28 protein-coding genes are annotated in these 23864 nt (G+C 63.7%); 8 read left to right on the forward strand and 20 right to left on the reverse strand.

Features of this window, described 5'->3' with window-relative positions:
- Positions 1 to 16: 16 nt before the first annotated feature.
- The 4 genes from HNR59_RS00530 to HNR59_RS00545 form a co-directional block, all read right to left on the reverse strand.
- Positions 17 to 1387: a DegQ family serine endoprotease gene (locus HNR59_RS00530; RefSeq protein ID WP_035029051.1), complete on the reverse strand. Its 1371-nt coding sequence runs from the start codon at positions 1385 to 1387 to the stop codon at positions 17 to 19.
- A gap of 133 nt (positions 1388 to 1520) precedes the next feature.
- Entirely contained in the window at positions 1521 to 1745 is a 225-nt protein-coding gene (locus HNR59_RS00535; RefSeq protein ID WP_035029048.1) for a hypothetical protein, read from the reverse strand.
- A gap of 71 nt (positions 1746 to 1816) precedes the next feature.
- Positions 1817 to 3442, reverse strand: coding sequence for a chaperonin GroEL (gene groL, locus HNR59_RS00540; protein ID WP_183824452.1), 1626 nt, complete (start codon positions 3440 to 3442; stop codon positions 1817 to 1819).
- A gap of 69 nt (positions 3443 to 3511) precedes the next feature.
- Positions 3512 to 3826: a co-chaperone GroES gene (locus HNR59_RS00545; RefSeq protein WP_035029042.1), complete on the reverse strand. Its 315-nt coding sequence runs from the start codon at positions 3824 to 3826 to the stop codon at positions 3512 to 3514.
- 340 nt (positions 3827 to 4166) lie between these two features.
- Here HNR59_RS00545 and HNR59_RS00550 point away from each other — a divergent pair, with 340 nt between their 5' ends.
- Both HNR59_RS00550 and HNR59_RS00555 read left to right on the forward strand, forming a co-directional pair.
- Complete coding sequence (locus HNR59_RS00550; RefSeq protein WP_183824455.1) at positions 4167 to 4511, forward strand: hypothetical protein; 345 nt, start codon at positions 4167 to 4169, stop codon at positions 4509 to 4511.
- 19 nt (positions 4512 to 4530) lie between these two features.
- The gene (locus HNR59_RS00555; RefSeq protein ID WP_109708007.1) at positions 4531 to 4809 is read left to right on the forward strand and encodes an usg protein; all 279 of its coding nucleotides are present in this window, start codon (positions 4531 to 4533) and stop codon (positions 4807 to 4809) included.
- Here the strand turns inward: HNR59_RS00555 and HNR59_RS00560 are convergent.
- Positions 4803 to 5189 (reverse strand): DUF982 domain-containing protein, encoded by a 387-nt coding sequence (locus HNR59_RS00560; RefSeq protein ID WP_338149057.1) that lies wholly within the window; start codon positions 5187 to 5189, stop codon positions 4803 to 4805. The genes HNR59_RS00555 and HNR59_RS00560 overlap by 7 nt on opposite strands.
- A 33-nt stretch (positions 5190 to 5222) precedes the next feature.
- Positions 5223 to 5438, reverse strand: coding sequence for a hypothetical protein (locus HNR59_RS00565; protein ID WP_035029037.1), 216 nt, complete (start codon positions 5436 to 5438; stop codon positions 5223 to 5225).
- Between the two features lie 219 nt (positions 5439 to 5657).
- Here HNR59_RS00565 and HNR59_RS00570 point away from each other — a divergent pair, with 219 nt between their 5' ends.
- The 5 genes from HNR59_RS00570 to ftsH all read left to right on the forward strand — a co-directional run bounded on the left by HNR59_RS00570 (position 5658) and on the right by ftsH (position 10211).
- Positions 5658 to 6134, forward strand: a complete 477-nt coding sequence (locus tag HNR59_RS00570; RefSeq protein WP_035029034.1) for an Hsp20 family protein — start codon at positions 5658 to 5660, stop codon at positions 6132 to 6134.
- Between the two features lie 96 nt (positions 6135 to 6230).
- Entirely contained in the window at positions 6231 to 6743 is a 513-nt protein-coding gene (locus tag HNR59_RS00575) for an Hsp20/alpha crystallin family protein (protein ID WP_035029032.1), read from the forward strand.
- A 98-nt stretch (positions 6744 to 6841) separates the two neighbouring features.
- Complete coding sequence (locus HNR59_RS00580) at positions 6842 to 7546, forward strand: NADH dehydrogenase ubiquinone Fe-S protein 4 (protein ID WP_051520657.1); 705 nt, start codon at positions 6842 to 6844, stop codon at positions 7544 to 7546.
- 354 nt (positions 7547 to 7900) lie between these two features.
- Positions 7901 to 8260 (forward strand): SPW repeat protein, encoded by a 360-nt coding sequence (locus HNR59_RS00590; protein WP_183824461.1) that lies wholly within the window; start codon positions 7901 to 7903, stop codon positions 8258 to 8260.
- Positions 8261 to 8381: 121 nt separating this feature from the next.
- Positions 8382 to 10211 carry an ATP-dependent zinc metalloprotease FtsH gene (gene ftsH, locus HNR59_RS00595; RefSeq protein WP_035029023.1) on the forward strand — a complete coding sequence of 610 codons (1830 nt, stop codon included), beginning with the start codon at positions 8382 to 8384 and terminating at the stop codon, positions 10209 to 10211.
- Between the two features lie 238 nt (positions 10212 to 10449).
- On the opposite strand, the gene HNR59_RS00600 is transcribed toward ftsH, so the two are convergent.
- Genes HNR59_RS00600 through trbB form a run of 11 tightly spaced genes read right to left on the reverse strand, consistent with a single transcriptional unit; the run spans position 10450 to position 19986 of the window.
- Entirely contained in the window at positions 10450 to 10680 is a 231-nt protein-coding gene (locus HNR59_RS00600; RefSeq protein ID WP_183824464.1) for a DUF2274 domain-containing protein, read from the reverse strand.
- A gap of 2 nt (positions 10681 to 10682) precedes the next feature.
- The gene (locus tag HNR59_RS00605; RefSeq protein ID WP_183824467.1) at positions 10683 to 11810 is read right to left on the reverse strand and encodes a TraB/TrbI/VirB10 family type IV secretion system protein; all 1128 of its coding nucleotides are present in this window, start codon (positions 11808 to 11810) and stop codon (positions 10683 to 10685) included.
- Entirely contained in the window at positions 11807 to 12802 is a 996-nt protein-coding gene (gene trbG / locus HNR59_RS00610; protein WP_183824470.1) for a P-type conjugative transfer protein TrbG, read from the reverse strand. Before trbG ends, HNR59_RS00605 begins: the two co-directional genes overlap by 4 nt.
- Positions 12799 to 13488: a conjugal transfer protein TrbF gene (gene trbF / locus HNR59_RS00615; RefSeq protein WP_183824473.1), complete on the reverse strand. Its 690-nt coding sequence runs from the start codon at positions 13486 to 13488 to the stop codon at positions 12799 to 12801. The genes trbG and trbF overlap by 4 nt, the downstream gene beginning before the upstream one ends.
- Complete coding sequence (trbL, locus tag HNR59_RS00620) at positions 13485 to 14825, reverse strand: P-type conjugative transfer protein TrbL (RefSeq protein WP_183824476.1); 1341 nt, start codon at positions 14823 to 14825, stop codon at positions 13485 to 13487. The genes trbF and trbL overlap by 4 nt, the downstream gene beginning before the upstream one ends.
- A 2-nt stretch (positions 14826 to 14827) precedes the next feature.
- Positions 14828 to 15094, reverse strand: coding sequence for a putative entry exclusion protein TrbK-alt (trbK-alt, locus tag HNR59_RS00625; RefSeq protein ID WP_183824479.1), 267 nt, complete (start codon positions 15092 to 15094; stop codon positions 14828 to 14830).
- Positions 15095 to 15107: 13 nt separating this feature from the next.
- Entirely contained in the window at positions 15108 to 15881 is a 774-nt protein-coding gene (trbJ, locus tag HNR59_RS00630; protein WP_183824482.1) for a P-type conjugative transfer protein TrbJ, read from the reverse strand.
- Positions 15878 to 18370 carry a conjugal transfer protein TrbE gene (trbE, locus tag HNR59_RS00635; protein ID WP_183824485.1) on the reverse strand — a complete coding sequence of 831 codons (2493 nt, stop codon included), beginning with the start codon at positions 18368 to 18370 and terminating at the stop codon, positions 15878 to 15880. Before trbE ends, trbJ begins: the two co-directional genes overlap by 4 nt.
- 10 nt (positions 18371 to 18380) lie before the next feature.
- Complete coding sequence (locus tag HNR59_RS00640) at positions 18381 to 18662, reverse strand: VirB3 family type IV secretion system protein (protein WP_183824488.1); 282 nt, start codon at positions 18660 to 18662, stop codon at positions 18381 to 18383.
- Positions 18662 to 18994, reverse strand: coding sequence for a TrbC/VirB2 family type IV secretion system protein (locus tag HNR59_RS00645; protein ID WP_183824491.1), 333 nt, complete (start codon positions 18992 to 18994; stop codon positions 18662 to 18664). The genes HNR59_RS00640 and HNR59_RS00645 overlap by 1 nt, the downstream gene beginning before the upstream one ends.
- Entirely contained in the window at positions 18991 to 19986 is a 996-nt protein-coding gene (trbB, locus tag HNR59_RS00650) for a P-type conjugative transfer ATPase TrbB (protein WP_183824494.1), read from the reverse strand. Before trbB ends, HNR59_RS00645 begins: the two co-directional genes overlap by 4 nt.
- 208 nt (positions 19987 to 20194) lie before the next feature.
- Here trbB and HNR59_RS00655 point away from each other — a divergent pair, with 208 nt between their 5' ends.
- Positions 20195 to 20764, forward strand: coding sequence for an ATP-binding protein (locus HNR59_RS00655; RefSeq protein WP_035028984.1), 570 nt, complete (start codon positions 20195 to 20197; stop codon positions 20762 to 20764).
- A 17-nt stretch (positions 20765 to 20781) separates the two neighbouring features.
- Here HNR59_RS00655 and HNR59_RS00660 read toward each other — a convergent pair whose 3' ends face one another.
- The 3 genes from HNR59_RS00660 to HNR59_RS00670 form a co-directional block, all read right to left on the reverse strand.
- Positions 20782 to 21234 (reverse strand): GNAT family N-acetyltransferase, encoded by a 453-nt coding sequence (locus HNR59_RS00660; protein WP_183824498.1) that lies wholly within the window; start codon positions 21232 to 21234, stop codon positions 20782 to 20784.
- Positions 21235 to 21361: 127 nt separating this feature from the next.
- Positions 21362 to 21841 carry a hypothetical protein gene (locus HNR59_RS00665; RefSeq protein ID WP_035028981.1) on the reverse strand — a complete coding sequence of 160 codons (480 nt, stop codon included), beginning with the start codon at positions 21839 to 21841 and terminating at the stop codon, positions 21362 to 21364.
- A gap of 10 nt (positions 21842 to 21851) precedes the next feature.
- A complete protein-coding gene (locus HNR59_RS00670; RefSeq protein ID WP_183824501.1) occupies positions 21852 to 23840 on the reverse strand; it encodes a conjugal transfer protein TraG in 1989 nt (662 codons plus the stop codon).
- Between the last annotated feature and the right edge of the window lie 24 nt (positions 23841 to 23864).

Here is a 23864-nt window from a genome sequence, read left to right on the forward strand (position 1 = left end):
AAGCGGAAGGCACGCCCTAACGAACGACGAGCAGGAGCCGCGCCCCTCCGCGGAAGAGATCGAGCGCGATGGTGCCGCGTGTTTCGCCGAGCAGCCGCGTCAGTTCGGCCACGGTCCCGACCGGTCGGCGGTTGACGGCGACGATGACGTCGCCGGTGCGCAGACCGGCCTGTGCGGCGGGACTGCCCGGAGCCACGTTGGCGACCAGCACGTTGCCGGATGCATCCTGGAATTCAGCGCCGGCCAGACGGTCGGGTATGGCGCTCGTGGAGGCGCGAGAGGGACCCGATTCTCCATTCACCGTCATGGCGACGGTCTGCCGGACGCCATCACGCAGATAGACGATCTCCACCCGCGAGCCCGCGGGCGACAGGCCGATGCGGTTGCGCAGATCGGCCGAACCAGAGATTTCGCGTCCGTCGACGGCGACGATGATGTCGCCCGCCTGAATGCCTGCCTGCTCGGCGGGCGAGCCGTCCTCGACGCTGGCGACGACCGCGCCAAAGCTGGCATCGATGCCAAGAGCCTCGGCAAGGTCGGGCGTGAGGTCCTGGATCGAGACGCCGATGCGTCCGCGCCGGACCTCGCCATGCTCGATTAGCTGCGTCATCACCGCCGACGCCATGTCGATGGGGACGGCAAAGCCGATGCCGACATTGCCGCCGGCCGGTGCGATGATCGCGGTGTTGATGCCGACAAGCTGGCCATCCGCCGTCACCAGCGCGCCGCCCGAATTGCCGGGATTGATCGAGGCGTCGGTCTGGATGAAGTCTTCATAGCCTTCGACGTTCAGCCCACTACGGCTCAGCGCGCTGACGATGCCGGAGGTAACGGTCTGGCCGAGCCCGAACGGATTGCCGATGGCGACCACGCTGTCGCCGACGCGCAGACGCGACGGATCGCCCAGCCGCAGGGCGGTCAGGTTTGACGCATCGACCCTGAGCAAAGCGATGTCGGTCGCCTTGTCGCTGCCGACCAGTTCGGCAGTGAAGCGGCGGCGATCCTTCAGCGTCACCGCGATCTCGCTCGCGCCGTCGACGACATGGTGGTTGGTGAGAATGTAACCCTTGTCCGCGTCGACGATGACGCCGGATCCGGCGCTCATGCGGGGCCTTTGCTGCGGCATCTGCGGCAGGTCGAAGAAGCGCCGGAAATAGGGGTCGTTGAAGAGCGGGTTGGTTTCGGCAGGCGCGCGCGATGTGACGGCGATGTTGACGACCGCCGGCGTGATCTCCTCCAGCACGTCAGGCAACGAACGCTCGACATGCCCGCCGGATGCCACATCCTGTGCGGCAGCGGGCTGCACGGCGCCACCGGAAAATGACAATGTAAGGCACGTGACAAGGATGGCGGCAATCTGCGGGGCGCGAGGCAGGCCGATGAACATTGTCGATCTCCCGATATGGTTCCTTCGTGTTGGATGCGGCGATGCCGTCGCGCCGGAAGAGATCTTCCGGCGCCGTCCTTCGCGCATCTGGTTCGAGTGGAAATGAACCCCGCCCGGAGGCGAGGTTCCTGGATCATTGCGGCCGGCCGACTCGCGAGAGGGCCGACACCTGCCCCGCCGCATGGAACATCAGCGCGGAGGCCGCCGTGCGCCGATCCCATCCAGCCATCACGAGCCTGTCGAGCAGGGTTTCGATCAGCGGGGCCAATGCCGTCCGCGCCTCCGCATCGTGCGACAGGAACTCGGACGGCGGATGATGCGGTACAGGTACATGGTCAAAGTCTGGCATGAGCCTCATGTCAGTCTCCGATCTATGCTTTGCTCCTGACCGCTCCCGATACGGGAGCGGTCACTTTCAGCGCGAGATGGTCAGAAGTCCATGCCGCCGGCGGGCATCGCCGGGGCTGCTTCCTTCTTCGGCTTCTCTGCGATCATCGCCTCGGTGGTGACCAGCAGGCCGGCGACGGACGCCGCGTCCTGCAAGGCAGTACGCACCACCTTGGCCGGGTCTATGACCCCCTGTGCGAAGAGATCGCCATACTCGTCGGTCTGGGCGTTCCACCCGTAAGCAAAATCGGGCTTCTCCCGCAGCTTGCCGACGATGATCGAACCTTCCGCGCCGGCATTCTCGGCGATCTGGCGAACCGGCGCCTCGATGGCGCGGCGCACGATCTCGACTCCGTGCTTCTGGTCGGTGTTGTCCACCTGAACGTTGTCCAGCGCCTTCTGCACACGCAGCAGCGCCACGCCGCCACCGGGCAGAATGCCTTCCTCGACCGCCGCGCGGGTCGCGTGCAGAGCGTCGTCGACGCGGTCCTTCTTCTCCTTGACCTCGACCTCGGTCGCACCGCCGACGCGGATCACCGCGACGCCGCCGGCGAGCTTAGCAAGGCGCTCCTGAAGCTTCTCGCGGTCGTAATCGGAGGTCGTCTCCTCGATCTGCGCCTTGATCTGCTTCACGCGGCCTTCGATCTCGGCTTTTGAACCAGCGCCATCGACGATGGTGGTGTTCTCCTTTTCGATGACGACCTTCTTGGCGCGGCCGAGCATCTCCAGCGTGACATTCTCCAGCTTGATGCCGAGATCCTCGCTGATGGCGGTGCCGCCGGTGAGGATGGCGATGTCCTCCAGCATGGCCTTGCGGCGATCGCCGAAGCCCGGCGCCTTGACGGCGGCGACCTTCAAGCCACCGCGCAGACGGTTGACGACGAGCGTGGCCAGCGCCTCGCCCTCGACATCCTCGGCGATGATGACCAGCGGCTTGCCGGACTGGACGACCGCTTCAAGCACGGGAAGCATCGCCTGAAGGTTGGACAGCTTCTTCTCGTGAATCAGGACATAGGGATCCTCGAACTCGACCCGCATCTTGTCCTGGTTGGTGATGAAGTAGGGGGAGAGGTAGCCACGGTCGAACTGCATGCCCTCGACCACTTCGAGTTCGGTCTCGGCCGTCTTGGCCTCCTCGACAGTGATCACGCCCTCATTGCCGACCTTCTGCATGGCTTCGGCGAGGAAGCGGCCGATCTCAGAATCGCCATTGGCCGAGATCGTGCCGACCTGTGCGATCTCGTCGTTCCTGGAGATCTTGCGCGCATTGGCCTTGAGTTCGGCGACAACCGCATCCACCGCCTTGTCGATGCCGCGCTTCAAATCCATCGGGTTCATGCCGGAGGCGACGGCCTTCGCGCCTTCCTTGACGATCGCCTGCGCCAGAACGGTCGCGGTGGTTGTGCCGTCGCCGGCGAGGTCGTTGGTCTTACTCGCCACCTCGCGCACCATCTGGGCGCCCATGTTCTCGAACTTGTCCTCAAGCTCGATCTCCTTCGCGACCGAGACGCCATCCTTGGTGATGCGCGGGGCGCCGAACGACTTGTCGATGACGACGTTGCGGCCCTTCGGCCCGAGCGTCACCTTCACCGCATTGGCGAGAATATCGACGCCGCGCAGCATCTTCTCGCGTGCTTCGGTGTTGAACTTGACTTCCTTGGCAGCCATTGGATCACTCCTTCAATAGGCAGCTTTCGTTGACTGGTTGCTGGGACTGGTTGATGGTCGAAGAATCCGTCAGGCGGCCTTCTTCAGCGTGGTGGGCTGCTCGATCACGCCCATCACGTCGCTTTCCTTCATGATGAGCAGGTCTTCGCCGTCGAGCCTGATCTCGGTGCCGGACCACTTGCCGAACAGAATGCGGTCGCCGACCTTCACGTCGAGCTCGACCAGCTTGCCGCTTTCGTCGCGGGCACCGGGGCCGACCGCGATCACTTCGCCTTCGCTCGGCTTTTCCCTGGCGGTATCGGGAATGATGATGCCGCCTGCGGTTTTCTCGTCGGCTTCGATGCGGCGAACCAGGATACGGTCATGCAATGGACGGAACGTCATATCGTTCTCCTCAAGGACAAACAGATTTTGAGAGGTCCCTCCGCTCCGGCCCGGTGAGAACCGGAGCGGGGCCGCGCAACCCTTGTCGGCGTCACGCGCGTATCGATCTGGTTTTGGCGATTTTCGATTTCAAGAGGGGAATGCAAAATTTTTGGCACTCGCAGCCATTCACTGCTAGTGCGATGTAATCGCAGCCGAAATTGACACCATCGAGCATCCGGGCACTTGAAAAATTCGCTCGATTGGCCGAACTTCCTTCTGTGCCGTGCCGGGAGGTGCGGTCCGGAGTCCTGATCGAAACGGAGTTTTTGGAACGGCTGAAAACGGAAGGAGGACAGCGATGCGCCGAGCCGATTTTTCGACGATCATTCCCTCTCTCGCGCCACGAGCCGAAGACATTGCGCTCGACCGGCTCCTGTCGCCGGCGCGCCACTACAGGCATCCCGAGGATGTGCTGCGCGACGACACGCTCGAACGCAGCGAAAAGCGCGCCATTCTCTCGTCATGGGCATCCGACGCATGCGCGGTCGAATCGATGCCCGCACTGCGCCAGCCGCCGGGCGCAGAAAGCCCCATCCCATTCGATGTCATCATGGATGCGCTGCGGCGACTTGATCGCGACGACATCGGGGCGGACGATGCCGTATGCGGATCCGCAGACCATCACCATCGTCTTCACGCATGAAACGACAAAGGAGAGACATATGCCAGCGATCGTCAGTCGTGAATTCCGGATGCAGATGGAAGGCTACGGCCTGACCACAGCCGAAATCCACTATCACCTGCCGGATCACCCGAGCCTGTTGCAGGTCTATGTCTGGCAGGATTACGACCTCGCCCCGAAATTTCCCGAACTGCGCGGCTTTCTGGACTACTGGACCGAGACGCTGGAGGGCGCGCTGCACTCCGTGCGCGTCGCCCACCACCGTCTGATCCAGCCATCAGAATGGAAAGCCGTCGACGGGATCATATCCGTTCACTGAAGCCCGGCGGGAATTCCCTGATAGCTACCGAGAGTACCCCGAACTCGCGTGCGTCGTGCTCCCTGAACGAGGCCCGCTCGCATTGCAGCCTTCATGAAGCTCCGGCGCGCCTCCTTCGCAGAGCGCCATCCATCGAGTGCGTCCCGACAGGCAGCAATGGCATTCCGCCAACGACGTCCACGTGCCCAGTCCGGCCATTCGCGCTCAAGGCATTCCAGTGCTTCAAAACCTGTCGCCACCTTTCGGAGGCCAGTTTTTGGCATGCGCAGAATTACGGGTTCTTGGAACACGACATCAGACATCACTTCCTCCTTGTTTTCTGATCGTCTTTTAAGAGCAAGTAACTGATCGTTCTGTACGATCTCTTGTGATCTGGGCATACCGACGGGCCTCTTCAACCCTCCATCCGTATCTCAGTCAACGCCGTCATCATCAGGTTCAAGCAGATCGATGAGTTGGCTGACGCGTGTGTCCGGGAGCGGTCGCCCTTCGCCCATCAGCGCCTCGTCATTGTTAAGCCAGTTCCACGCTTCTCGCAGTTCATCAACACTCGCCCCGGTTGCGATAAGCCCCGCCGCCAGATCGTCGTCTATGGAGCCGAGCACTGAAACGATGTCGTCATAGGTCATGGCAGGCCTCCATTCATATTACCAACCAACTCATCACATGGTGTAGTTGTTCTCAAATTCCAACAGCCTGAAATAGCTGTAGAAATTTTCTGCCGTCACCCTCTTGAAACTCAGAGATGACGAAACCAGATCGATTGTGCGCCGCTGCCACTACGGGGCGGCGCCGGTTAAAAAAGCCGGACAATCTTGTACCCATGTTGCTTCAAGGAGGATGTGGCTATGAGAACCACTTTCGATTTTTCTCCCCTGTTCCGGTCGAGCATCGGCTTCGACCGTCTGGTCAATGCGCTGGAGGCAGCCAGCCGCGTCGAGAGCATCGACAATTGGCCTCCCTATGACATCGCAAAGACTGACGAAGACGACTACCGCATCACCATGGCGGTGGCCGGCTTCAGCGAAGACGAGCTTTCCATCACGCAGGAGCAGAACATGCTTCTCGTGGCGGGTAGCAAAGCCACCGACGAGAATGCGCAGTATCTGCATCGCGGCATTGCCGGACGCTCGTTCCAGCGTCGCTTCCAGCTCGCCGACCACGTGCGAGTTGAAGGCGCGACTCTCGTCAACGGCCTCCTGACAATCGATCTTCGGCGTGAGATCCCGGAGGAGATGAAGCCTCGTCGGATTGCGATCTCGTCGCAGGAGAAGACGATGCAGATTGAAGCCCCTTCGCAGACCAACGAGCAGATCGCAGCCTGACGCTTTTGTCAGTTTACGTATCGCCAGCGCCGGGCCACGCGTCCGGCGCCATCAGCGAAGCTGTGTCCAATTGTTCAGAACAGAAGGAGAGTAACCATGAACGTACGTGACCTGATCCCCTGGGGCCGTGACACGAGCAGCAATCAGGCTCCCGCTGTCTATCGTGAAGAGGACCGCAATCCGTTCCTGTCGCTGCACCGGGAAGTCAATCGCCTGTTCGATGATGTCTTTCGCTCGTTTGATCGAAACCTGCCAGCTTTTGACTCTCTGGCTTCCTTCGGACGGGGGTGGCCAAGCGTCGAAATCTCCGAGACTGAAAAGGAGATCCGCATAACCGCAGAAGTGCCAGGTCTGGAGGAAAAGGACATCGAACTGGTTCTGGATGACGGTGTGCTGACGCTAAGAGGCGAAAAGCGATCTGAGACCGAGGACAAGGACAAGCAGTTCTCGGAACGCTTCTACGGCCGTTTCGAGCGCCGTATCCCGGTTGGAAGGGAAATCGTCGAGGACAAGATCGACGCCAGGTTCAAGAATGGCGTGCTCAACCTCATCCTTCCCAAGACCGAAAAGGCACAGTCGCAGGTAAAACGCATAGCGATCAAGAGCTGACGACGGTTTCTACGCCGGCGGGTTCGTTGCGCCCGTCGGCGCCGACCTTCACCGATCACGGAGGAAGAACCATGAACATTGCTGCAAGAAGGACATCAATGGCAGATGGTCCTGTCGACCGGGCCGTGCCGGGAGCCAACGACAATCGTCGCACGATGCTGTCAATAGGACGCTCCTTATTCCCCAGCGATGCCGTGGCCAGGATCTACCGCCCATCTCGCTCGGCGACTACCAGTGCTCCGTCGCGCGATCAATGGAAGCTCGTGTTCGAGGCGCGCAGCCCGTCTTTTATCGAACCGCTCATGGGCTACACCGGCAGCCGGGACACACTGAAGCAGGTCGAGCTTAAGTTCCCGACGCTGGCGTCTGCGATCCGTTACGCGCAGCGGCAGGGTCTTTGCTATGTCGTGGACGTACCAAAGGATAAGGCTAGGATTACCATGGATAAGTCTGGAGAAAAGCGAAACACATTCTCCGATGCGACGCTCGGCAAGCTTGGCCTCGCCGGGCTTTCGGACAAGTACCGTCGGGCCATGTCGAATGACGCCAATCGCAATGATGGGGATGGCGGCTGGGCTTCGCCGATGGATGTCGTGACTGACAACCGGCTCCCCCTTGATGCGAGGCGGTCGATCCTGATGAACTGGGCCTGGACCGAATTCCTGATCGATCAGGCCACCAACGAGGGCATGCCTGAGAACGGCCGCCCCTCGCGCCTTGATGAGGTTGAGCAGGCGCTGCTCGCTCTCGAAAGAGGCGTGGATGCCCAGACGGATGGTCCGGGGCATCTCGAAGCAGCATGAGGTGATTCCATGGATCCATTTGTCACGATCGATGCACAAAAGGTTCTGCCTAACAGGTTCGGGCTGGCTCTCGCAGGGGCCATGCGTTGTAGAGCGCTGAGGCGGGGCGATGAGCCTCGACTGGCGCTGGAAGGAATGACAACGCAGGATCTTGCGCTGCATGAGATTGCTGCGGGTGCTTTCACCGATGCGGAGCTTGCTCCGTTCCGTATCGGACAGCAGCCTGTGGGGCGTCTGCGCGCCCCACATCAGCAGTTGGGTGCCGGCTTCCCATCTCGTGACACCGGCACCTGCGTTCCGCCCGACAGGCGGACCGCTCATTGACGACGCATCAAACCGGAAAGGAGGAAAACGATGCTGAAGACATTCGAAAACCGCTCTGCCTTTGATGTTGTGAATATTGCCGCCGGCCTCGGACTGGCCATAACGCCATGGATTCTGGGTTATGCGGCTCTAACGACTGCGGCCTGGAACGCATGGCTTGTAGGAGCGGCGATCGCCGTTGTTGCATGCATTGCGCTGTTCGCGTTCAGCGAATGGCAACAGTGGGTTAACACGGCATTAGGCGTCTGGTCGGTCGCGGCGCCATGGGTGTTGCCATTCTCGACCAACAGCAGCGCGACGATCTCCCATGTCGTCGTCGGCCTGATCGTGGCTGCTGCTGCGGGCTACAGCCTTTGGAAAGGCTCCGACAAACCGTTCTCAACGGCCTGACCGAGGGGCCCGCTCTGCCGGGCCCTTTCACGTTGATCTGCCTCAAACGAGGACAGGGTGGTCTGGCTAAAGTGATGTCGGTAGGGGCGGCGTGCCCCACGCAGATGCATGGCGATAGAGAATGGACAAGAAGACGCAGTTCAATATCTGGTACTGGATCGCGGCCTTTCTCGGCCTGATGGTCTTCCAGTACCTCTTCGCGGCGGCGACGCAAGTCGCGCAAATTCCCTACAGCGAGTTCCAGACCTATCTTACGCAGGGGCGCATCGCCGAGGTCGCCGTCTCCGACCGCTTCATCCAGGGTCGCTTCACCGAACCGGTGGACGGCCGGCCGATGTTCATCACCACCCGCGTCGAGCCCGATCTGGCGCGCGATCTCCAGCAGCACGACGTCGTCGTCACCGGCCAGGTCGAGAGCACCTTCCTGCGCGACCTCCTGTCGTGGGTCGTTCCCGTCGCGCTGTTCGTCGGGTTGTGGATGTTCATCTTGAGGCGAATGGGCGGCGGCATGGGCGGCGGCCTGATGCAGATCGGCAAGTCCAAGGCCAAGGTCTATGTGCAGACGGACACCGGCGTGACCTTCGCCGACGTCGCCGGCGTCGACGAGGCCAAGGCCGAGTTGCAGGAGATCGTCGATTTCCTGAAGGACCCGGAGGAGTACGGCCGGCTCGGCGGGCGAATGCCCAAGGGCGTGCTTCTAGTCGGCCCGCCCGGCACCGGCAAGACGCTGCTCGCGAGAGCGGTGGCCGGCGAGGCGGGCGTGCCCTTCTTCTCCATCTCCGGCTCCGAATTCGTCGAGATGTTCGTCGGCGTCGGCGCCGCGCGCGTTCGCGACCTGTTCGAGCAGGCGCGCGCCAAGGCGCCGGCCATCATCTTCATCGACGAGCTCGACGCGCTCGGCCGCGCCCGCGGCATCGGTCCGATGGCCGGCGGCCACGACGAGAAGGAGCAGACGCTCAACCAGCTTCTGGTCGAGCTCGACGGCTTCGACCCGTCGAGCGGGCTGGTGCTGCTCGCCGCCACCAACCGGCCGGAGATCCTCGACCCGGCGCTGCTGCGCGCCGGGCGCTTCGACCGGCAGGTCCTGGTCGACCGGCCGGACAAGCAGGGCCGCATCGCCATCCTGCATGTCCACATGAAGAAGGCAAAGCTCGCGCCGGACGTGTCGCCGGAGCAGATCGCGGCGCTGACGCCCGGCTTCACCGGCGCGGACCTCGCCAACCTCGTCAACGAGGCGACTCTGCTCGCCACCCGCCGCAAGGCCGACGCGGTGACGATGGAGGATTTCAACAACGCCATCGAGCGCATCATCGCCGGGCTGGAGAAGCGCAACCGCCTGCTCAACCCCAGGGAGCGCGAGATCGTCGCCTATCACGAGATGGGCCATGCGCTCGTCGCCATGGCGCTGCCGGGCGTCGATCCCGTGCACAAGGTGTCGATCATCCCGCGCGGCATCGGCGCGCTCGGCTACACCATCCAGCGTCCGACCGAGGACCGCTTCCTGATGACGCGCCAGGAGCTTGCGAACAAGATGGCGGTGCTGCTCGGCGGCCGCGCCGCCGAGTGGATCGTCTTCGAGCATCTTTCCACCGGCGCGGCCGACGACCTCGTCAAGGTCACCGACATTGCCCGCGCCATGGTCACGCGCTACGGCATGACCGAACGGCTGGGCCATGTGGCGCTGGAGAAGGACCGCCGCTCGTTCCTGATCACGGACCAGCCCTATTACGGGCCGCAGGAGCGCGACTATTCCGACGAGACCGCGGCGGCCGTAGACGAAGAGGTCAAACGTATCGTCGAGGAAACGTTTGGGCGTACCGTAGCGCTGCTTCAGGAACGCCGCGAAATCCTTGAGAAATCGTCGAGACTGCTGTTGGAGCGCGAGACTTTAGGCGAGGAAGAGTTGCGGGAAATTCTGAGAAAATATGTTAAGAGTAGGAGCGGTAATTGATCTGAGGAAAGTTTGATTATCTATTGCGACTGTCTTTTCGACGAAGATATCATTTCTTTTTGGGCGTCTGTAAATTGGGGAGAATCTGGTTAAAAATACGCTACACAGAAGCTTCGAAATGTCTAGTTTTAATCGGCAGGTGAGCTCTCGTCGCCGGAGCTGCAACCGAATAATCTTTAACCCTCGTGTTGTTTCGTTCGATTGCCAATTCTGTGATGTTGATTCGCTCGCCACGATCCTAACGCCGTCGGGCGACGGCTCGCCGTGCCTTGGCGAACCCGCGATCCGTGGCGATGAACCGCTCCAGCATGGGCACGATGAGCCTGACGGGATCGGCGACGGGCTGGCCCGTCTCGCGCGCCAGCACCTCGGCATAGGCGATCAGATCGCGGTTGAGGGTTGCGGGCAGCTCCAGCATGACCTTCACGGGCTTGTCGTCGGGCAGCGGGCCGAGTTTCAGCCTGGTCATGGTCAGCCTCCTGCCGGCTCGAACACAAGGTCGCGGGTGACGATGATCCTGACCGGGAAGCCGGGCCGGATGGTCAGCGTGGGGGCAACCTGCAACTGGCGCTGGACGATCTGCTGGCCGGCCTGATTGACGGTATCCTGCGCACCATCGCGGATGGCGCGGATCAGCCGGTCCTCGTCGCTCGTCGCCAGCTCCGTGCCGACCGCGAGCAGCGTGGACAGCCCTGCGGCCTTCATCAGATCCCACCAGTGATAATCGACGCCATCCTCAAGGCCGGCGTAACCGCTGGCATCCGCGCCCGGCAGGCGCTCAAGGACGATGGAACGGCCGCCCGGCAGGATCAGGCGGTTCCACACCAGCAACACGCGGCGCTGGCCGAAGGTCACGCCATCATCGTATTGGCCGATAATGCGGGTGCCCTGCGGGATCAGGAGCAGCGAGCCGGTCGGGCTGTCATAGACGTTTTCCGTCACCTGTGCGGTGATCTGGCCCGGAAGGTCGGAACGGATGCCGGTGATGAGCGCGGCCGGGATCACGGCCCCGGCTTGTAGGATGAAGGGCGATGCCGGGGGCGTGACACGATCCGGGGCGACGGTCTGCCGGTCCACCGGGCCGTTGAGAAACGCCGCGTGTCGGTCCTGTGTCGCGGGCTGTCCACCAAGGCCAAGCCCGGAAGGGCTGGGCATGGCCGTCCCTGCCGGCGCTCCCGTGCGCGGGCTGGACTGGAAAAAGACGTTGCTCAAGCGCGCGGCTTCTTCCTCGGCGAGACGGCGCTGTTCGTCGGGATCGACGGCGGGTGTCGTCATCGTAGGCGGCGCGACGGGCTGTCCCCGGTTCTGCGCGTCGAGGATCGGACGGCCGAGGTCGCCGGGCAGCGCCGGCCCCAGGACAGGGCCGGTATAGTCGCGTGGCAGACCGGACAGGCCGTCCGCTGTGGGGCGGTTCTCGGTCGAATAGAGTTCGTCACCTCCCGGTCCTGCATCGCGGGTCTGGAGCGCATAGATCAGCGCGCCGCCGATGCCGAGAAGTGCGACGGCTCCGACGCCTGCCAGCATCTTGCGGGACAGGCGGGTGACGCTGGGCGTTTCGGCGCGCAAGCGCATGGGCGCTGCGGTATCGGTATCGCTCATGAGGACGATCCTCCCGTGGTCGCGCTGGCCGGCTCCGCTGCGGCCTGCGTAGGGTTGATGCGGACGATCCTGACGACCTGCTGGCGGTTACCGCTGCCAAGGCGCAACTCGGCTGCGCCGAACAGCCGGTCAACGATCAGGACGTTCTGGTGGACCCGGTTGTTGACGATCTGCGGCTCGCCATCGGAGCCGAGCACGAAGATCGGCGGCATTTCGCCCTGCACGATGCCGCGCGGGAAAACGACATAGACGCGCCGGCCATCGTCGAAGACGGAAACCGGCCGCCATGGCGGGCTGTCGCCGGTCAAACCGTAGCGATAGTTCCGCGCTGCCTCGGCCGGGATGACCGGCGCGGCCGGAACGGTCTGGCGCTGGCCGGCAGGCGGTGCGGGATAGGCCCATGCCACGGCCGGCATGTAGAGCGATTCCCGCGCGCGCAGTTCGATCATGTAGGTGCGTCGGTCGGTGGTGACGACAAGGTTGGTGGAAATGTCCGGCCGTGTCGGCTTCACGAGGATATGGACACGGCGGTTCGCACCGCTGCCGCTCTCGGTGTCGCCAATGATCCAGCGGGCGGTGTCCCCGGCCGCGATCGGCCCCGCGCCTGTCAGACTCTCGCCCGGCTCCAGCGCAATGGTCGTGATCTGTCCGACTGCGGCATAGACCTGATAGAGCGCGCCTTCCGACCACGGATAAATCTGGATGGCGTTGTAGTAGCCTTCGCGGCGCGGCTCGACGCGGGCGGCTGCGTTTGCGTTCTCGACGCGGCCGGTCGGTGTGCCGGAAGCCGTGCCGCCGCGTGCGACGGTCCATGCCGGGGGCACATGCAGCGGCCGGGGCGTGTTGTCGGTTGCCGCCGCCTGCACGGTCGGCAGCGGCGGCACGCTGGCGTCGTAGCTAAATTGCGGCGTCCGGTTGGTCGCGCAGCCCGCGAGCATGGTGGCCGAAAGCAGCACGGCCCCGATTGCCGGGGTGCGGGTGATCGTCCTCATTGGCTCATCTCCCGCGACCACGAAATTGCATTGACGTAGATTCCCAACGGGTTGGCGCGCAGGCGCTCGGCGTCGCGCGGCGGCTGGATGACGATGGTGAGGATGGCCGTCCATCGTTCCGTGGTGGAAAGCTGGCCGTTCTCGAAGTGCCTTTCCGTCCACGCCACGCGGAAGCTGTTGGGAGATGCCCGGATGACGCTCGACACCTCGACGGCGACCTGCTGGCGGCCGACCTTGGCGAAAGGATCATTGGCGCGGGCGTAATCGTTGAGCGCCGCCGCGCCGCGATCCGTGGTCCACTCATAGGCGCGAAGCCAGTTCTGGCGGACAATGATCGCATCGGCCGGGATCGCACGCACCTGCTCGATGAAACGGCCGAGATGGAAAGCGATCTGCGGGTCGGTCGGGCGATAGTCGGCGTTGGCGGGCGCGACGGTTTGCGCCTGTCCGAGATTATCGACCTGCACCACCCAAGGCACCACGGTCCCCCGTGCGGACTGCCAGACCAGCGCCGAGGCGAAGCCCGCCGAAAGGATCAGGGAACCGAAGGCCATGAGCCGCCAGTTCCGCGCCTGCACGCGGGCCGAGCCGATGCGCTCGTCCCAGACTTGCGCGGCGCGCTGATAGGGCGTCTCGGGTTCCGGCGTCTTGCCGTAATGGGTTGCTGGTCGTTTGAAGATGCTCATGAGCGGTCACTTTCGGAAAGGTTGACGGAGGAACCGGAGCCGTGGCTGTCGCCGGAGCCCACCGCATGGGCGGCCATGGTGGTGCCGTGGTTCATGGCCTGCGAGCGCCGCATCTGCTGCGCCCAAGCGGGAGGGCTGCCGGCCGGGGCGGCGCTTGAGCCGCCGACCGTGCCCATGGTGGAGCTGCCGCCCGTCACGCCAAACCCGGCCTTTGCGCCAGCGGAGAAGCTGGATTTGACACTCTCGGTTGCTTTCGCGGCGGCGCGTTTCAGGGGCGAGATGGCTGCCGATCCTGCGGCACGCGCGACGCCGCCGAGGCCGGAGGCGACACCGGCCGCGCCGGACTGGCCGAGCGAGCCGACGCTATAGGCGGAGGTCGCCGCGCCCGCGGTGGCCGCACCGCCGCGAACGGCCGCGGCCCCACCGGACAGAGCGGCGGCACCGCCCTTGGCGGCGAGCATGGTCGCGCCACCGGCAGCGATAGCCGCGCCGCCGACTGCAAGGCCGGTTCCCACGGCCGCGCCTGCGCCGAGTTGCGGCCCACCGCTTACGATGCCGTTCGCGATACCGGGACCGAAGATGCCGAGGCCGAGCAGCGACAGGGCTGCCAGCACAATCGCCATAGCGTCGTCGATAGTCGGCGTCGCGCCTCCGAAGCCTGCGGTGAATTGCGAGAACAGCGTCGAGCCAATGCCAATGATGACGGCCAGCACCAGAACCTTGATGCCGGACGACACCACGTTGCCCAAGACCTTCTCGGCCATGAACGCGGTCTTGCCGAACAGGCCGAACGGGATCAGCACGAAGCCGGCGAGCGTCGTCAGTTTGAACTCGATCAGGGTAACGAAAAGCTGGATGGCGAGGATGAAGAAGGCCAACACAACCAACGCCCATGCGAACAGCAGGCACGCGATCTGGATGAAATTTTCGAAGAAGGCGATCCAGCCCATCAGGTCGGAAATGGAATCGAGCAGCGGACGGCCGGCGTCGAGGCCGGTCTGCGCTACGCGGCCCGGCCGCATCAGATCGGTGACAGAAAAGCCGGTGCCCGACGCCATGAGGCCAAGGCCGGCGAAGCTCTCGAAGACGATCCGGGCGAGGTTGTTCCAATTGCCGATGATGTAGGCGAAGACGCCCACGAACAGGGTCTTCTTCACCAGCCGCGCGATGATGTCGTCATCTGCGCCCCATGCCCAAAACAGCGCGGCGAGCGTCACGTCGATCACGATCAGGGTGGTAGCGATGAAGGCGACTTCGCCAGACAACAGCCCGAACCCGCTGTCGATGTAGCGCGTGAATACGCCGAGGAAATTGTCGATGACGCCCGTGTTTCCCATGGTCAGCGCGCTTCGCTGGGGTCACGGCCGAGGAAGCGGTCGCGGGATTCAGCCCATGCGGCGAGGCAGCCGGCGTCACTCGCCGCCGCCTCGCTGAGCTGCTGGCAACGGCGCAGGGTTTCGCGCAGGGGATCGGCCGGGGGCTGGAAGGCCGACGCCGGGGGCAGCGCGGAAGGCTCGTCCTTCCGCGCCATGTCGATTGCGGTCGCCGTGACGGCGATGGCGATGAACACCACGGCCACGAGCCGGGCCAGCATCTTGCCGTCCATGGCGAGCCTCCCGTCAGTTGTTGCCGTTGAACATCTGCGCGTTGCCGGGCTGGTAGCCCGAACCCGGCGTGAGGAAGCGGCGGCGCTGCTCGCGGCCCTGTTCGGCGGCGGCGGTGCGTTCCGCTTCGGTCAGCGCGTCGGCCCGGCCGTTCGCCGAGATGACGGCGATCAGGTCGGAAAGTTGCTGCGACTGGAGCGCGAGAAGTTGGTTGCCGACCTGCGTGGCTTGCAGCGCGCCGGTCGCGCCTTGGCTCTGGCCGACAAGCGCGGCCATCTCGGCGCGGTTGCTGTCGATGTTGCCGACCGCACCCGCCTGAACCCGCATCGCGTCCTGCAAGCCGCCGACCGTGTTCTCCCACCGGCTGCGCGCATCGGCGACAAGCTGTGCGTCGGTCGTCGAAAGCGAGACATTGCCGTATTGCTGCTGAAACGCTTGGTCGATCTGCCCGACCTCGAACGCGATATTCTGCGCCTGCCCCAAAAGCTGCTGCGTGCGCTGGACGTTCTGCTGGAGCTGCTGGAGCGAGGAATACGGCAGGCTCGCCAGATTGCGGGCCTGATTGATGAGCATTTGCGCCTCGTTCTGGAGGCTGGTGATCTGGTTGTTGATCTGCTCCAGCGTGCGCGCTGCCGTGAGCACGTTCTGCGCATAGTTGCTCGGGTCATAAACGATGCGGCCGAAGCCGAATTGCGCATGGGCTGGGCTTGCCAGCATGGGCGAAAGCGCGACGGGCACGGCGAGCGCCAGCGTAAGGGCCGAGGCCCCGACGATCTTGGAATAGGTCATGGAAGAATCTCCTGTGTGGGGTGGTTATCGAGCCGGGCCGGCACGGCGGATTCCGGTCGGTCGGCGAGATTGGTGAGGTTGGGGATCAGGTCGGCCGCCCAATCGACGCCGCGCGTCCGCAGCCATGCGGCGAGGAAGCCATCGCGGCCGGCCTCAGTGACGATCTGCGCAATGAGCGTCTGGTCGGATTTGGCGGATGCGGCGCAGAGCGCGAGGCCAACTTCGGACAGGCCCAGCTCGAACAGGCGGTTGCCCCTGCGGCTTTGGCAGTAATAGTCGCGCTTGGGCATGGCCCGTGCGAGGATTTCAATCTGGCGATCGTTGAGGCCGAAGCGGCGATAGATGGCCGTGATCTGCGGCTCGATGGCGCGCTCGTTCGGCAGCAAAAGCCGCGTCGGGCAGCTCTCGATGATGGCGGGTGCGATGTTGCTGCCGTCGATGTCGGATAGCGACTGCGTGGCGAAGACGACCGAGGCGTTCTTCTTTCTCAACGTCTTGAGCCATTCGCGGAGCTGGCCGGCGAAACCTTCATCGTCGAGCGCAAGCCAGCCTTCATCTATGATGAGCAGCGTGGGGCGACCGTCGAGCCGGTCGCCAATGCGATGGAACAGGTAGGACAGCACGGCCGGGGCCGCGCCGGTCCCAACAAGCCCCTCGATCTCGAACGCCTGCACATCGGCCGAGCCGAGGTGTTCGGCTTCGGCGTCGAGCAGCCGGCCATAGGCACCGCCGACGCAGAACGGCCGGAGCGCCTGTTTCAGATCGTTGGATTGCAGCAGCACCGCAAGGCCGGTGATGGTGCGTTCCTCGACCGGGGCGGAGGCGAGCGAAGTCAGCGCCGTCCAAAGATACTCTTTGACCTCGGGCGTGATGGCGATGCCTTCCCGCATGAGGATGGCGGCGATCCAGTCCGCCGCCCATGCCCGTTCATAGGTGTCGTGGATGCGGGCGAGCGGCTGGAGCGAGACGGACGCCTCGGCCCCATCGGTCAATCCGCCGCCAAGGTCGTGCCAGTCGCCGCCCATGGCGAGCGACGCGGCGCGGATCGAACCACCGAAGTCGAAGGCGAAGACCTGCGATCCTGCGTAGCGGCGGAACTGGAGGGCCATGAGCGCGAGTAGCACGGATTTGCCCGCTCCCGTGGGGCCGACGACAAGGGTGTGTCCTACGTCGCCGACATGCAAAGACAACCGGAACGGGGTTGAGCCTTCGGTCTTTCCAAAGAGCAAAGGGGGTGCACCGAAATGCTCGTCCCGTTCCGGCCCCGCCCACACCGCCGAAAGCGGAATCATGTGGGCGAGATTCAAAGTGTTGATAGGCGGCTGGCGGACATTGGCGTAAGCGTGTCCGGGCAGGCTGCCGAGCCATGCGTCAACCGCGTTGACGGTCTCGGGCATCACGGTGAAGTCGCGGCCCTGAACGATCTTTTCGGCGAGACGCAGCTTCTCGTCGGCAAGGCGCGGGTCGGCATCCCAAACGGTGACGGTGGCTGTGACGTAGGCCATGCCCGCCACGTCCGCCCCAAGCTCCTGCAAGGCCATATCGGCGTCGAGCGCCTTGTTCGCCGCGTCGGTGTCCACAAGCGCGGACGCCTCGTTCGTCATCACCTCTTTCAGAATCGCGGCGATGCTCTTGCGCTTCGCAAACCATTGCCGGCGGATGCGGGTCAGCAGCCGCGTCGCATCGGTCTTGTCGAGCAGGATCGCGCGCGTGCTCCACCTGTAGGGGAACGGCAGCCGGTTCATTTCGTCGAGCAGGCCCGGCGTTGTCGCGGTCGGGAATCCCACGATGGTCAGCACGCGCAGATGCGCGTCGCCAAGGCGCGGCTCCAGCCCGCCAGTCAGGGGCTGGTCGGCGAGCAGCGCGTCGAGGTGCATCGGCACCTCGGGCACGCGCACGCGATGCCGGTTCGTGGAAATGGTGGAATGCAGATAGGTCAGCGTCTCGCCGTCATCGAGCCAGCGGCACTCCGGCATGAAGCCGTCGAGCAAGGACAGCACGCGGTCGGTGCGGTCGATGAAGCCGCGCAGCAGCTCCCACGGGTCCACGCCGGTTTTCTCGCGGCCCTCGTACAGCCATGCCTCAGTGCGCGCGGCTTCATCGGCAGGCGGGAGCCAAAGGCAAGTCAGGTAATATTGGGACTCGAAGTGAGCGTCTTGTTCCTCGAACTGTGCTTTCCGCTCGGCATCGAGCAGCGCCGACGCTGCATCGGGGAATTTGCTCTCCGGGTATTGCGGAGCCGCAAGCCGAACGGCTTCGACGAAGATGCTCCAGCCCGATCCTAGACGGCGCACCGCGTTGTTGATGCGGCCGGCGACGGCGACCAGTTCGGCCGCGACGGCGGAATCCAGATCGGGACCGCGAAACTTCGCCGTCCTCTGAAAGCTGCCGTCCTTGTTCAGGACGACGCCGGAGCCGACCAGCGCGGCCCATGGCAGATAATCGGCGAGCCGGGTGGCGGTGCGGCGATATTCAGCAAGGTTCATCACGGCCGCGCCCTCACACCGCCAGATGGCCGGGGATGCGGATATGCCGCCGCCCGACCTCGACAAAGAGAGGGTCGCGCTTCGCCGCCCATACGGCTACGAAGTGGCCGATGGCCCAGATGGCGAGGCCGACCAGCCAGAGGCGCAGGCCGAGACCTACGGCCCCGGCCAGCGTTCCGTTCATGATGGCGATGGCGCGCGGCGCCCCGCCGAGCAGGATGTGCTCGGTCAGGGCACGGTGCACCGGGACGGAGAATCCCGGCACGGCGTCAAGCTTTTCGAAGGCGGCCGCCATCAGATGAGCGCCCCGCCGCCGAACGAGAAGAACGACAGGAAGAAGCTGGACGCCGCGAACGCGATGGACAGGCCGAACACGATCTGGATCAGCTTGCGGAAGCCGCCGCCCGTATCGCCGAACGCGAGGGTCAGGCCGGTCACGATGATGATGATGACGGCGATGATCTTGGCGACCGGCCCCTCGATAGACTGGAGGATGCTCTGGAGCGGGGCTTCCCATGGCATCGACGAACCGGACGCATGGGCGGCCGGAGCGAGCATGAGGCTGATGACAAGGGTGGTGGCGGCGGTCGCCATGCGGCGATAGCCGCGCGTAAGCGTGCGGATCATGAAGATTCTCCTGTGCTGGTGGGGATTGTCGAAGGGATCGGATGCGTGATGCGGTAGTCGCCGTCCGGCCCCAGCCCTTCGACGCGGGCAAGCTCGGTCAGCCGGCGCGCGGAACCGCGCCCGGACAGGACGGCAACAAGGTCGATGGTCTCGGCGATCAGGGCGCGCGGAACGGTGACGACAGCCTCTTGGATGAGCTGTTCAAGGCGACGGAGCGCGCCGATGCCTGTGCCGGCATGGATGGTGCCGATGCCGCCGGGGTGGCCTGTGCCCCATGCTTTCAAAAGGTCGAGGGCTTCCGATCCGCGCACTTCTCCGATGGGGATGCGGTCGGGGCGCAGGCGCAGCGAGGAACGAACCAGATCGGAAAGCGTCGCCACGCCGTCTTTCGTCCGCATGGCGACAAGGTTCGGCGCGGCGCATTGCAACTCGCGCGTATCCTCGATGATGACGACGCGATCCTGCGTCTTCGCCACCTCAGCGAGCAGCGCGTTGGTCAGCGTCGTCTTGCCGGTGCTGGTGCCGCCCGCCACCAAGATGTTGGCGCGGGCTGCGACGGCTTTGCGTAGCGTTTCTGCCTGATCGGCGGACATGATGTCCGCCGCCACATAGTCGTCGAGCGTGAACACCGCGACGGCGGGTTTGCGGATGGCGAAGGTCGGCGCGGCGACCACAGGCGGCAACAGGCCCTCGAACCGCTCGCCGCTCTCCGGCAGCTCGGCCGAGACGCGCGGGCTGCGGGCATGAACCTCCGCGCCGACATGGTGCGCGACCAGTCGCACGATGCGTTCGCCATCGGCGGCGGACAGGCGCTCGCCCGTATCGGCCAGCCCTTCGGACAGCCGGTCGATCCAGATGCGGCCGTCCGGGTTTAGCATCACCTCGACCACGGACGGGTCTTCGAGAAGCAGGGCGATGGCGGGGCCGAGCGCGGTGCGCAACATGCGCGCGCCTCGCTGGATTGCTTCCTGTCTGTGGTGGTTGGTGGTCATGTCGGCCCCGTTTCTTCATGGGGCGCGACAGGCGATCCCCGGATCGGGGTCGATTAAGAGAGACCGAAATGCGGCCGGTTCAACAAGTATCTAAGCGGCGGCGGTAATCGGCGGCGAACGGCGGTAAATAGGATGGGTGGGAAAGTCTATGTTGAGCGGATCAAGCCGCATGAATATGAAGGCAGGTGTGAAAAGGGAATCGATCTGAATGCACGGCAGGCCGAAAATATACATAACGGGAGCGTCCTGTTCGGGCGTTTCGACGCTCGGCGCGGCGCTGACAAAACGGTTCGACATTCCGCATATCGATGTCGATGACTTCTATTGGATGCCGACGGACCCGCCTTTCAGCGTCAAACGACCGCCCGAGGAGCGCGTGAAGCTGATTGCGGAACAGCAAGCTGCGCCCCAAGGATGGATATTGACCGGTTCCTTCATCGGATGGGGTGAGGCCCTGATCCGTGACGTTGATCTGATTGTCTTTCTCTACACGCCTACCGCCATCAGACTGCAACGTCTCGACCAGCGCGAGGCGGCGCGCCACGGTGAGCGCATCCTTCCCGGTGGGGACATGCACGAAGCGCATGTGGCGTTTCGGACATGGGCATCAGGCTACGATGACCCGCAGTTCACTGGACGGAACCTCGCTCAACATGAACGCTGGCTTGGCCAGCAAACGGCTCCGGTTCTCAGACTGCAAGGCGAGAAGCCGATAGATGAGCTGGCAGACGTGGTAGCGAGCGAGATCGCAATCATTGGTGAGAGGGCGGGGAGTTAGCCCGCCCTCTCCAAAGTTCATGTGCTCAGCGTCAATCGCGCGTTCTCGAACGGCATGCCCTCATCATCGTAAGGACGACGTGAGACTTCTCTGAAACCAAGGCTCGTATAGAAGCGGACGGCCTGTTCGTTCTGCGTATAAACTTCGAGCGAGAGTTCCCCTTTCCTTTCCAGCACATAGGAGATCAGCTGGCGTCCGACGCCCTTTCCCTGTTGTCCGGGTTCAACGAAAATGCCGCCGACGAATTTGTCGAGGAGGCTGATGAAACCGAGCGACTTGTTCCCTTGGCAGGCAACCCAGGTCTCGGAACCAGGTAGATATTTGTCTTCGATCAGCAGACGCTGTTCAAGCAGGCGCTGCCTGCCGATGAAGGGATGCGCGATGAGGGACGCCTCGAGCCATATGGCTGACAGCGTTCTTGTGTCCGATGCCAAATTGAATGGCCGGATAATAACGTCATTTTGTGTCATGATATTCCTGCAGAAAAGACATGCGAAGAGGGTCGGCGAACCATCGTGCCGAACGACGCCGCTCAATGCGGCTCACTAGAAACCTCTGCGCATAAATCTCCTTCTGCTTCGATCAAGCATATCCGCCTCATGTGCCGCGTTCAATGGTCTGAGGCTCTGCCGCTAAACCAAGGGCCTCATCTCCGGATACATCCCGCGACAGTTCCTTGAGGAATCTGTCTCCTGTCGCCAGACGCCGGCCAAGATTTTGCATGAAGCCCTCGAACCGCTCTGCTGCTTTGGCGCGGGCTGATTGTCTCGCTGCATCCGGTAAAGGCGGTGTAATCGTCATCCAGTAATGGATGAACTGCGCGACCGTCTCGCCGAGAACGGCGAGATCCCGGTCGAGCGTGTCGATCTGGCGGCCGAGCTTGTCCAGGCGGCGAGACATGGCAGCTTCAAGCTGGTCGTCGGCATCGCCGGACAGGTAGGACATGACCGCCGCCTCCACGATGGCGGATTTTGAGACATTGCGGCGCAGGGCCACCGAGCGGCGCAGCGCCATCGCCTCGATCTGCGGAATGAGCGCGGGGTCGAAATAGATATTCAGGCGGGTTCTGGTTGCCATGGGCGTCTCCTCAAAGGTCGATTCCGTCATCGGGGTTCAACGCCACCTGCCGCGCCACCATCCTCATGCGCTGGCGGATAGTGCGGGCCTTGGCCGCGTCAACGTCCGGCTCGTCGTTCAGAAACTCGAATTCCTGTTCGGGCGATGGCGGTGGGGCGCCGATTTCCTCCTGGCTTGGCAACTCCGGCTCGCGGCGGATGCCGGCATTGGCCGGATCGCCCTCGACCTCGTCTCCGGCGTTCGTCGCCGAAAGGATGTCCGCCGCGACGATCCGGCTCGACCAGTCATCGGACGATGGGCTGGGCGCCAGCGATGCGGTGGAAAGATCAGGCGGGGTCAGAATGCGTTCCTGAAACCGCGCGTCCTCGAAATAGCGGGCCTTGGTGGCGCGGATCGGCGGCGTGCCCGCGACCATCACGATTTCATCGGTGGGCGGAAGCTGCATGATTTCGCCCGGCGTGAGCAGCGGCCGCGCCGTCTCCTGCCGCGACACCATCAAGTGACCTAACCACGGGGCTAGGCGGTGCCCGGCGTAATTGGTGGAATCGCGCAGCTCGGTCGCGGTGCCTAATGCGTCTGAAACGCGCTTAGCCGTCCTTTCGTCGTTCGTGGCGAAGCTGACGCGCACATGGCAGTTGTCGAGGATCGCGTTGTTTGGCCCATAGGCGCGCTCGATCTGGTTGAGGCTCTGCGCGATCAGGAAGCCCTTGAGGCCGTAGCCCGCCATAAAGGCTAAGGCGGACTCGAAAAAATCCAATCTGCCGAGCGCGGGAAACTCGTCCAGCATGAGCAGCAGCCGATGGCGCGCGCCCGAGCTGGTCAGTTCCTCGGTCAATCGCCTGCCGATCTGATTGAGGATCAATCGAATGAGCGGCTTGGTGCGGTTTATGTCGGACGGCGGCACGACCAGATAGAGCGTGACGGGCTGGCGGCTGCCGACCAGATCGGCAATGCGCCAGTCGCATCGCTCCGTCACCCGCGCCACCACGGGATCGCGGTAGAGGCCGAGAAACGACATGGCGGTGCTCAACACGCCCGACCGTTCGTTCTCGGATTTGTTCAACAGTTCGCGGGCCGACGACGCGATGACGGGATGAACGCCTGCTTCGCCGAGATGCGGCGTATCCATCATGGCGCGCAAGGTCGCCTCGACCGGGCGGCGGGGATCGGACAGGAAGTTGGCGACGCCCGCCAGCGTCTTGTCCTTCTCCGCATAGAGAACATGCAGGATCGCGCCGACCAGCAAGCTATGGCTGGTCTTTTCCCAATGGTTCCTTTTGTCCAAGCTGCCTTCGGGATCGACCAGAATATCCGCGATGTTCTGCACGTCGCGGACTTCCCATTCCCCTTGCCGGACCTCCAGCAGCGGGTTGTAGGCCGACGATCTGGCGTTGGTCGGATCGAACAGCAGCACGCGTCCGTGCTTCGCGCGGAAGCCCGCTGTCAGCGTCCAGTTCTCGCCTTTTATGTCGTGAACGATGGCGGATGCCGGCCATGTCAGCAGCGTCGGCACCACCAGCCCGACACCTTTGCCGCTGCGCGTCGGGGCGAAGCATAGGACATGCTCGGGACCGTCATGGCGCAGATAGTCCCGGTCGTATCGGCCGAGCAGGACGCCATCGGGGCCAAGCAGTCCTGCGGCGCGGATTTCCTCGTCTTCCGCCCATCGCGCCGATCCGTAGGTGGCGACGTTGCGCGTCTCCCGCGCCCGGATGATCGACATGAGGATGGCGGCGGCGATGGCGAGGAAGCCCCCCGACGTGGCAATGATGCCGCCCTCGACGAAGATCGTGGGCGCATAGGCATCGAAGGAAAACCACCACCAGAAGAAGGCCGGCGGGTAGTAGAACGGCAGGCCCACCAGCTCGAACCACGGATTGCCAAGCTGCGGCTGAAAGCCGAGGCGGAACGCCGTCCATTGCGTCGCCGCCCACGTCATCACCAGAACGATGACGAAGACTATGGCGATCTGCCCCCAAAGGATTCTGCCTCCGCGCAATGCAAGCTCCAGTCGGCAAAAGAG

The sequence above is a fragment of the Aquamicrobium lusatiense genome (assembly GCF_014201615.1).
Classification (GTDB): domain Bacteria; phylum Pseudomonadota; class Alphaproteobacteria; order Rhizobiales; family Rhizobiaceae; genus Mesorhizobium; species Mesorhizobium lusatiense.